14 protein-coding genes are annotated in these 9657 nt (G+C 67.3%); all 14 read right to left on the bottom strand.

Annotation, left to right across the window (positions count from 1 at the left end):
• On the bottom strand, positions 1-441 hold a 441-nt coding region (locus tag Q0654_RS17165), incomplete at its 3' end, for a DUF6441 family protein (protein ID WP_298856145.1).
• The gene (locus tag Q0654_RS17160) at positions 416-583 is read right to left on the bottom strand and encodes a hypothetical protein (protein ID WP_298856143.1); all 168 of its coding nucleotides are present in this window, start codon (positions 581-583) and stop codon (positions 416-418) included. The genes Q0654_RS17160 and Q0654_RS17165, both read right to left, overlap by 26 nt.
• A 50-nt stretch (positions 584-633) precedes the next feature.
• Positions 634-1041: a hypothetical protein gene (locus Q0654_RS17155; protein WP_298856142.1), complete on the bottom strand. Its 408-nt coding sequence runs from the start codon at positions 1039-1041 to the stop codon at positions 634-636.
• An 11-nt stretch (positions 1042-1052) separates the two neighbouring features.
• Positions 1053-1805 (bottom strand): hypothetical protein, encoded by a 753-nt coding sequence (locus Q0654_RS17150; RefSeq protein WP_298856140.1) that lies wholly within the window; start codon positions 1803-1805, stop codon positions 1053-1055.
• Positions 1802-2020, bottom strand: a complete 219-nt coding sequence (locus Q0654_RS17145; RefSeq protein WP_298856138.1) for a hypothetical protein — start codon at positions 2018-2020, stop codon at positions 1802-1804. Before Q0654_RS17145 ends, Q0654_RS17150 begins: the two co-directional genes overlap by 4 nt.
• Before the next feature lie 5 nt (positions 2021-2025).
• Positions 2026-2472: a hypothetical protein gene (locus Q0654_RS17140; RefSeq protein WP_298856136.1), complete on the bottom strand. Its 447-nt coding sequence runs from the start codon at positions 2470-2472 to the stop codon at positions 2026-2028.
• Positions 2473-2475: 3 nt separating this feature from the next.
• On the bottom strand, positions 2476-2778 hold the full coding sequence (locus tag Q0654_RS17135) for a hypothetical protein (RefSeq protein ID WP_298856134.1): 303 nt from the start codon (positions 2776-2778) through the stop codon (positions 2476-2478).
• Positions 2778-3782 (bottom strand): major capsid protein, encoded by a 1005-nt coding sequence (locus Q0654_RS17130; RefSeq protein WP_298856133.1) that lies wholly within the window; start codon positions 3780-3782, stop codon positions 2778-2780. Before Q0654_RS17130 ends, Q0654_RS17135 begins: the two co-directional genes overlap by 1 nt.
• A gap of 2 nt (positions 3783-3784) precedes the next feature.
• Complete coding sequence (locus tag Q0654_RS17125; RefSeq protein ID WP_298856130.1) at positions 3785-4162, bottom strand: head decoration protein; 378 nt, start codon at positions 4160-4162, stop codon at positions 3785-3787.
• A 1-nt stretch (position 4163) separates the two neighbouring features.
• A complete protein-coding gene (locus Q0654_RS17120; RefSeq protein ID WP_298856128.1) occupies positions 4164-5396 on the bottom strand; it encodes a S49 family peptidase in 1233 nt (410 codons plus the stop codon).
• Between the two features lie 27 nt (positions 5397-5423).
• Entirely contained in the window at positions 5424-6935 is a 1512-nt protein-coding gene (locus Q0654_RS17115; RefSeq protein ID WP_298856127.1) for a phage portal protein, read from the bottom strand.
• Positions 6935-7141, bottom strand: coding sequence for a hypothetical protein (locus Q0654_RS17110; protein WP_298856125.1), 207 nt, complete (start codon positions 7139-7141; stop codon positions 6935-6937). The genes Q0654_RS17115 and Q0654_RS17110 overlap by 1 nt, the downstream gene beginning before the upstream one ends.
• 7 nt (positions 7142-7148) lie before the next feature.
• Complete coding sequence (locus Q0654_RS17105) at positions 7149-9116, bottom strand: phage terminase large subunit family protein (protein WP_298856123.1); 1968 nt, start codon at positions 9114-9116, stop codon at positions 7149-7151.
• A 2-nt stretch (positions 9117-9118) separates the two neighbouring features.
• Positions 9119-9657: elements of external origin (locus tag Q0654_RS17100; protein ID WP_298856121.1), on the bottom strand; the 539-nt coding region annotated here is incomplete at its 5' end.

The raw sequence follows: 9657 nt of genomic DNA, 5'->3' as shown, positions 1-9657 counted from the left end.
TTCCTTGATGTTCTCGGCCATCAGCACGATGTTCCCCTTGGCGTTCTTGATGAAGTAGGCATTGCCGCCGCGCATCAGCTCGGCGATCTGCGCCTTGAAGCGCTTGCGGCCCACGCGCCCGTGCAGCGGGATCAGCATCCGGCCGCCGATCACGCCGCCACGCTCGTGGATGCCCGACCACGGGATGCGCGAGCCGACGTAGAGCGCGGGCAGCCGGTTCTTGTCCTTGTCGAGCACCTTGGCGGTGAAGCCCTTGACGAAGGATTTCTTGACCACCGTCATCTGACCCGCGACGTGGCTGCGCACGTCCTGCTTCAGCTCGGCGGCCTCGCTGGCAATGCCGCGTGCGACCGCCTTCTTGACCTTGTCGCGGAACTCGCCGCCCCAGCGGCGCAACTGCGCCTGCGCGGCCTTGCTATCGATGCGAACGGAGATGCGCATGGCGGGTTGCCTGATCGGTGAGCCTGTCGAGGGTCTGGTCGAGGTGGCGGGCGTCGCCGCGAGCGCCGATGGCGATCAGCGACAGCAGCCGCGCGTCGCGGGCGGCGTCCTCGCGCACGGTGGCGGCGGCAAAGCCGCGCACCTGCGCCAGGGTGTAGTCGAGGATGTCCGGCAGCCGGTGGCCGTGGGCGATCAGGTGCTGGACGGTGTCGAACCAGTTGCCACCGTCACCGCCGTGCTCGCCTGCGCGAACAGGCCGCCCATCTCCACGTTCAGGCGCGGCATCACCGTCCGGGTAAAAAAATCCGCGTTCACCTCGATCACCTTCGCCACCAGCAGAATCGCCTCGTCGGCGGCCAGGTCATCGACCCACGCACGCGGCTTGCCGACGGCGATGGCCACCGCCGTCAGCAGGTCGTCGCCTCGCTCGCCGAACAGCGCCAGCCAATCGATGCCATCGCCACCGATCTGCTGCATCACCGGCGTGATGGCGCGCAGGAAGGCAGGCATCTGCCCGACCTTCAGCGGCTTCACGCTGACGGATTCCCCAGCCAGCGTGATCTCGAAGGCCTGCGGAACGAGCTTGTCCAGATCGCTCATGCTCGCCTCCATCACAGTTGCACGATGCGGCCGAACTGGCCGAGCACCGCGTCATAGGGTTTGGTGGTGTCGGCCAGCAGCGAGCCTTCCAGCTCGAACTTGTTGTACTCGTCCGAGATGAAGGAGATTTCCTTCAAGGGATCGAAGGCCACGCGGTACAGCTCGACCAGCACCTTGGCGTTGCCCTGCGCGGTGTTGATGCCTTCCAGACGCAGATACCGCTCCGGCACCGACTGCGTGAAGATGCCGATCTCGGTGGCGACGCCGTAGCTGTAGGCCGCACGGAACGGTGCGGTGAAGCCGGTGGTATCCAGAAACTGGAGGGCACCGAAGTCGGTGTCTGCCGTGTAGTGCGTGCCTGCGGTCAGCGTGGCGGGCGTGCCTGCCGAATCGGTCACCACCAGCGCCGACACCTTGGGGTGGGCGAGGAAGTAGCGGTCGCCCACGACCGGCGTCGCGCCACCGATGGGTTCCGCCGTGACCGTGCCGGTGCTGCCGGTGACGTGGTTGCCGTACAGCGCCAGGGCGAGGTTTTCCTTGGTGAACTCCTCGATGGTGAGATTCACCGTGGCCGATTTCTGCTTGACCATCCGGTGATCCAGCGAACGCTGGCCGGTCTGGCTTTCGTAGTGCTCCAGCACGTCGGTCTTGAGCGAGAGCTTCAACTCCGCGACGTTGCCGGGCGAGCGCACTTCGGTGGGCAGACCGTCGATGTCGCGCTTGCCGAGGAAAACGCGCCCCTGAAAACTGGCGTAGGTGCTCATGATTTGGACTCCTTGCGGTGGGTGGTGATGGGTTTGGGTTCGATGGGCGTGCCGTCGCCTTCCGGCTGCGGCGCAGGGTTGGGCTGACGGTCGCGGCGGGCAATGCCATTGGCAATGAGCCAGTCGGCGCTGCTGCCATCCACGTCGAGCCGGTCGCCTGCCTTGTGGGGCTTGCCCGCGTGGGTGTGCGCTTGGGTCAGAACGATGGAAGTCATGGGTGTCATCCCTTGGTTGAAAGATCGGTGTCGAGCGTCCGGTAGGTGATCGCGTAGCGCGCGGGAATGGCAGCGGCCACTGCGTCGGCGTCCTCGATGTCCCACTCGCATTCCTGCTCGCGGATGCCCAGCGCCAGACCGTCCAGATTCCGGTCGGCCAGCAGCGCGGCGTGGGCTGCGGTGAGCAGCCGGTCGGCTTCGGTTTCGGGAATGGCGGGCGGTACGGCGCGGGCGAGCGCGACGATGCGAACGGTCAGCACGCGCGTGACGCGGTCGTTGGCGCGTTCGGTGATGGATTCGGACTCGGGGAACACCACCAGCGCCGGGCATTGCTCCCGGCTGATGGCCACCGTGGGCGAACGGTGCAGCGTGGCCCCGAGCGTTTCCACCGACGTGCGGACAGCATCGAGCACCGCGAGCAGAATCTGTTCGCGGATCGAGTTGGCGGCCATCGGTCAAAGCCTCGTGAGCTTGGCGCGCATCTCGGTGCCGTCGGCCAGCGCCCGGACATCCCGCACCTGATAGGCCACGCCATCGACTTCCACCGCATCGCGCACGGCCAGCCCAACGAACACCGACGCCGGATAGGTGATCGCGTAGTCGGTGTTCAGGGTCAGGCCGTCGAGTGCGGTGTCGTCCGGCGCGGAAAACCCGACCTGCCGGGTCTGGGCAGACCCGCTACCGGCAGGAAACCACCGGCAGCGCACCGTCAGGCCCGCGTTCGCGGCGGCGCTGTAGACCTGTTCGACGAGGCCCATCACGACACCGTCAGCTTTACCAGCACGCCGGGGCGGTGGCACATCGGCAGCGGGTTGGACTGCGTGTGCAGATCGGTGCCCCGGTCGAACTTGCGCGGCTCCTGCTTGGCGTAGAGCGGCTGGCCCACCGTGTTGACGGTCTCGTTGAAGTCCGCCGGAGCGAAGTAGGTGCCGAAGGTGTCGATGGTGCCCAGCGGGAAGGCATGGGCCTCGCCTGCGGCGATGAAGCGGCGCACGGTGCCATTCGCATCGGTGGCCTGACCCCGGTACTCCTCGAAGGTGATGCCGCCGTAGGTGAAGCCGCGCCGGATGTCGTTGATGAGGATCGCGCCGTTCTGCCAGTTCTCGAACGCCTTCTCGACCTTCGCGTGGCCGGTGAGCGCGGCGAAGAACTCCGGCGAGCACAGGCAGTGGACGCCGTTCATGAACTCGCCCTTGAGGTTGTCCTCGATGGTGGAGAGCACCGTGCCGCACTTGGCCTTGACGTTGGTACCCGCCGTGCCCAGCTCGAAGGACACCGACTGCGGCGTGATCTCGAAGGCGTCGAACAGATCGACCAGTTCCGAGCCGTCGGCGTCGAGGATCACGCCCTTGAGCGCGCCCATGCGCAGGTGTTCCAGCGTGATGGCGTGCTTGTTGCGCATCGTCTCCAGATGGCGTGCGATGACGCCCGCGACCGTCTCGGTTTCGGTTTCCGAGCCGAAGGCACGGATGCCTTGCACTTCTTCCGGCAGCACCACGTCGTCGTGCGGGATGTGCGGCACGACGAAGGAGCGCAGGTTGCGCTTGCCGCGCTTGCCCACCGTGCCGGGCGAGCCCGGCGGCAGCGTGGGCAACAGGTTGAGCACGCCGTTCATTTCCTCGACGACGATCTGGCGCTGGCGCACCGGCTTGGCGGGCATCAGGTTCAACTCTTCCAGACGCCCGTAGCGGTTGGGCAGGATGTTGATGGCGGCGGTCAGCGCCGTCATCGAGAACGCGGGATTGCTGAAGGGGTTGTTCATGGTCAGGCTCCTTGACGGACGAGCACGCCCAGCGCCTTCAGTTGCGCGACGGCGGCGAGTTTTTCGGCGTTGGTGATGGCGTCGGGCCACGCGAGCGCGTGGTCGGCGACGATGGAGTGGCGCGCGACGACGAGGCCGTCATCGCGGTCGGCGAGCGTCGCGTCGCAGGCTTGCAGCAGCACGGCGGCGGCGACCTGCGTGCCGTCCTCTGCGGACGGGTCGATCTGCTTGTATTTGCCGCTGGCGGTGACCAGGCCCAGCACCGTACCCAGTGGCAGGTTCTGGCCGGAGGCGACGGTGATGCGGTCGCGCGAGTACAGGTTGGGCGCTTCGTACTTGAGCAGATCGCCCAGATTCAGCGGTTCGACGAGGGTGGGCATGTCAGATCTCCTTCTTGGCGGACTGCGCCGCAAGTTGTTTGGCCGCATCGATCAGTGGATTGCTGGCCGGAGGGCGCGCGGCGTCGGGCGCGATGCGGCTGGAGATCTCCGGACTGGCCTCGGCCTGCGCCGCGAGCAGTCGGCTGCGCACCGTGGCGGGCGCGGTGTTGGTTTCGAGGAAGCCCGCGATCAGGTCGGCGCGACCGGCGAGCGTGCAGGTCTGCGCGATCTCGATGGCATCGGCGGCGCTCAGCGTGGCGGCGGCGGGCGGTTGAGCAGAACTGCCAGCAGGATCAACAAGAGGCCGATCAAGAGCAGCGGTGTCGGTTCGATCATTCATCAATGACTCCTTGGGGTGGTTACAGGAAAAGCCCGCCCGCGTGGCCAGGGCCACCGGAGTCGGGTTGGGGGAAAGGGATGCGAGCAGTTGCGCCAGCGCCTCGTCGAAGCTGCCGACGGCATCGGCCAGACCCGCAGCTATGGCGGATTCGCCGAAGAACAAGCCCGCTTCGGTGGCACGCACGGCGTCGGCATCGAGGCCGCGATGGCGCGCGACTGTCTCGACGAACAGGCCGTAGATGCGATCCACCTCGGCCTTGAGGACGGCGTGCGCTACGTCAGAAATCGGCTCGTGCGGGTTGAGGTCGTTCTTGCGTTCGCCCGCAAACACGGCGGTGTAATGAAGGCCGTCCTTCGCGTCCTTCACCGACTGGTCGACGTGCATGGCGATGACGCCAATCGAGCCGACGCCGCCGGTGCGTGCGACGAACACGCGGCTGGCGGCGGACGCCAGCGCGTAGGCCGCCGAGAACGCGATGTCGTTGGCCACCGCCCATACGGGCTTGACCTGCGCCGCCGCACGGATGCGGTCGGCCAGATCGAACACGCCGCCCGACTCGCCACCGGGAGAGTCGACGTCGAGCAGGATGGCGGCGACATCGGGGCTGGCCAGAGCCGCGTCGATCTGCGCCGCGATGTCGGTGTAGCTGGCAAGGCCCGATGCGGCTTCGAGGCCGGAGGTGCGGCGTACCAGCGTGCCGTGGATCGGGATGACGGCGACCTTGCTGGTCGCGGGCGTCGGCTGGCGCACAGGCGGCGCGTAGTCCGCAGGCGCGGCCATGTCGGTGATACCGACGCGCGCGCCGAGCACGGAGAGGATGATGTCGAGTTTCGGGCGATGGATCGCCAGCGGCACGCCAAAGAGGCGCGCCGCCAGATGTGGCAGAACGGTCATGGGATTCCCTCGGAAAAAATCAGGCGGTCAGCCCGGCGCGCCGACGCCGGTGTCATCGGGCGCGAGCGCGTCGCGGCTGGATTTGGCGATGGAGCCGTCCCGCGTCGTGTAGCGGGCGTCGGAGTCGAAGATCAGCCCGAGATCGTCGGCGCGCTGGTTGTCGGCGGCGATCTCGCGGTCGATGTCCTCGGCGTCGTAGCCGTTTGCCGAGATGGCTTCCGAGCGCGACATCAGGCCCGCACGGATCGCCAGCAACATCGCCTTGAATTCCTTCTCCGGATCGACCCACTGCCAGCCCTGCGGCACCCACTTCGCCTGCTGGTACTGGCGACGGCGCGCAGGCCCGCCACGCGCGAAGCCCGGCGCGTCCAGCGCCCCGGCCAGCACGGCCTGCTTCATCCACGCTGCCCACACCGGACGGCACAGCTGATGCACCAGCACGCCGTGCTGCACCATCTCGCAGCGGCGGCGGAACTCCAGCATCCCGGCGCGGATGGACGAGTAGTTCACGCCAGTCAGATCGCCGGTCAACTGCTCGTAGGTGATGCCGATGGCGGCGGCGACGGCGCGGAACTGCGTGCGCAGGAACTCGGAGTACGAACCGCCCACGTCGGCGGGGTCGGAGAACTTGATGTCCTCGCCGGGTTCGAGAATCTGCAGCGTGCCCGGCTCCAGTCCGGCGAGCGAGATGCCGTCGGCGTCCGCCGCGCCTTCGCCCATCAGGTTGTCCTCGGGGTTCTGACGGGTCACGAAACCCGCGAACATCGCGGCGGTTTTCTTGCGCACCAGCTCGGCGTCGTCGTACTGATCCAGTTCGTTGAGCTTGACCAGCGCCCGCGACAACCACGGCTCGCCCCTGATCTGGCCCGGGCGCAGCACGCGGTAGAGGTGGATGATTTCGGCGGCGGGGATGCGCACCGTGTCCATGCCGCCGTGGCCGGACATCGGGGCCAGACCGCCATCCTCGGGATGCGAGCGGTACAGGTGGTAGGCCACGCGCCGCCCCATCGCGTCGAACTCGATGCCCGAGCGCACCGTGTTGCCGGACGGGAGATCGGTGTTGAGCGAGATCGGCAGGTGCTCCGGCTCCAGCAGTTGCAACTGCAAGGGCACCGAGAGGCCATCCTCCGGGCGACGTGGCCGCAGCCGGATCAGGCACTCGCCGCCTTCGAGCATCGCCCGGCAGGCCAGCGCCTGCAGGCCGTAGAAATCGGTCTGGCCTGCCGCGTCGGCTTCCTCGACCCAATCGCGCCACAGCGCCTGCACGGCGGTCTTGAAGCGCTCATCCTGAGACAGGCTCTGCGGCTTGATGCCCGTGCCGACCGCGTTGGCGACGAAGGCTTCGATGCCTGCCTGCGCCCACGCATTGCGGCGCACGAGGTCGCGGCTCTTGATGCGCAGTTCGGTGCTGGTGGCCAGCATCGCCGCCACCGCGCCGGGGTTGCCGGGCATCCACGCCAGCGCGCGGCGGCCACGGCCTGCGGCTTCGTGGACGGGTGGCTGGCCGAACAGACTGCGAATTTTGGAGTACCAAGCCATCAGAACCCCTTCGCCGTCGTGACGCGGATCTGGCGCTTCGCAGGCACACCGGTGCTGCGCGCGATTTCGGCCTCGACAGTGCGGATGGCGGCCTGCAGTTCTTCGATGCTGCGGTACTCGACCGTCTTGTCGCCGAAGCTCACGCGGCGTTCGCCGGTGGCCAAGGCCTTCCTGAGCGTTTTGAGTTGTGCGTTGGTGTAGGTCACGGTGTCCTCATCTCGTCAGCCAGCGGCTCTTGATGACGCGCCTGCCGGTGTTGCGGTTGCCAGAAACAGCGAGGCCACCGCTGGGGGTGGCCTCGTTCAATTCGATGTCGTGGATGGGCGGTGGCTCATCCGGTGGGGGTGCTACCCCGATCTGTCGCTCCAGTTCGCGCCAGTGGCGTTCCTCGAAGCGATCCAGCCCCGCGCTGGACGCGGCGGCGCGGGCGTAGACGTAGCAGTCCAGCGCCTCATTGCGCTCGCGCATCTTCTGCCACTCGCGCACGGGGAAGCCGTTGCGGTCGCGGCGGGTGATCAACTGCTCGGCGCAGAGTTGCTGGACGAACTCGGCGTCGATCTTGGGCAGGTGGACGAACCCAGCAGGAAACACCGGGGTCAGTCCGTCCTCGCTGACATCGGCGCTCTTGCGCAGGTTGTTGTAGAACTCCAGCTTGGCGATGCCGCCCGCCACCGAGTACACCTTGATGCCCCGGCGCAGCTTCTTGCCGCCCTGCGAGACATCGATGGCGGTCGGTGTGCCGATCAGCGCCGCGCCGCGCGCCACACCCTTGACCGCCATCACGCGCGGGTCGTGGCAAGCACGCACGAAGGCGTAGGCTTCCTGCGTGGCAAAGCCGGTGTCGAGCGCGAAGCGGGCCAGCGGCATCTGCGCTCCGCAAGCGTGTGTCCACTGTTCAGCCAACATCGCGGCCAGAGCTTTCCACACCGTGTCGCGGGCGGTGTCACCCATCAGCACGCGGTGCTCGATGAGCCACGATTCCTTGCCACGCCCGAACGCCCAGACCGAGGCTTCGATGCGATCCTTCTGCACGTCAGCTGCGCCCACCAGCAGCAGACCGCCCAGCGGCACGCTGCCGATGCGATAGTCCTCGCGGCGCTCGACCAGCCGTTGCCAGTCGGGCGCTTCGCCTTCCTCGACCCAGGTCTCGCCCAGCTCGGTGTTCTTGAAGGTCTTGATCGCGGCTGCCGACCCCGATTCCTTGTTGACCGCCGCTTCCCACGCGGCCGCGATGTCGCGCCACGCGCGCCAGCCCACCGGGCTGTACAGCGACGACAGGTGAAAGCCTGCCGTCTTGACACCGCCATCCTGGGCCATCGCCCGCCACTCGCCGTGCTCCAGCATCCACGTCTTGTGGTGCTCGGCAATCGCGGTGTCGCAGGACTCGCAGACGTAGGCCGCCGTTTCCGGCGAACCCTTGTCCCAGCGCAGCTGCTCGAAGCGCAGCCACTGCCGGTGCGAGCAGTGCGGGCACGGCACGAAGTAGCGACGTTGGTCGCTGGCCTCGTACTCGCGCTCGATGGCCGACGCGCCCGAGATCGTCGGCGTCGACACGATGAAAATCTTCCTGCGCGCGAAGGTGCGCGTGCGCGCTTCGGCCAGCGAGATCGCATCGCCTTCGCCCTCGACGTCCAGCGGATAACCGTCCACCTCGTCGAGGAACAGATAGCGCACCGGCATCGAGCGCAGACCGACGGCACTGTTCGCGCCCGTCATCACCAGCACGCCACCGCGAAACTCCTTCGCCAGAATCGTGTTGCCCGAATCCCGCGAGCGCGCCGGAGCGATCAGTTCCGCCAGCGCCGCCGACTCCTCAATCAGCGGATCGATGCGCTGCTTGGAATTGCGCTTGGCCATCTCCACCGTTGGCCAGACGGCCATCATCGGCCCCGGCGCGTGGTGGATGACGTAGCCGATCCAGTTGCTGCCCATCTCGGTCGCGCCGAGCTGCGCCGCCTTCATGAACACCACACGCTCGACCGGCGAGGTAGGTGACAGGCAATCCATGATGGCCTTCAGATACGGCGTGCGAGCGGTGCGCCAGCGGCCCGGTTCGGCGGACGCCTTGCTGGACAGCATCCGGTGCCGATCCGACCATTCCGAAACCGTCAGTAGCGGATCGGGCGTCAGGCCATCACGCCACGCGCGCTCGATCTCCTGCACACCTTCGTAATCGTCCATCATCAATCCACACGCGGGCGCAGTTCGCCCAGTTCGATCAGATGCTCGCGCACGGCAGCTTCCAGCGCGACGTGCATCTGGTGCGCATCGACGCCGAGCGCGGAGGCCATCTGCCCGGAGATGCGTGCGGGCCAGTTGAGCCACGCATCGCGCTCGATGCGCGCCTGCTTGAAAACGTGGGCCACGGCCTGCGCCCGATCCACCAGTTCCTTCTTGCGGTGCGCCAGCTCCACCTTGTTGAGCTGGGCCTTGAGCACTTCGTTGACCGTGCGTGCTTGCAACAGCGACGTGCCACCCGCTGACAGCGGCGGTGCGCCGGGTTCGGGCGCATCGCGTTGCGGCGGTACGTCCCCGGTTGTGGGCCGCGCCTTCGGCGGACTGACCTTTTCCGACACAGCGGCCCGGCGTGGCTGCAATGTGTTTTGTGCCCACTGCGCGTCCGCCGCATCCGGATCAATCGTGCCGTCCGGCAGTGCGGTGATCCGTCCGGTGTCGATGGCCTTCTTCACGGCCACGTGCGACACGCCACGGTGGCGCGCGT

The sequence above is a fragment of the uncultured Aquimonas sp. genome, assembly GCF_937888285.1.
GTDB lineage: Bacteria > Pseudomonadota > Gammaproteobacteria > Xanthomonadales > Xanthomonadaceae > Aquimonas.
Note: the sequence above shows the minus strand (reverse complement) of the source record. Positions and strands in the feature narration are given on the sequence as shown.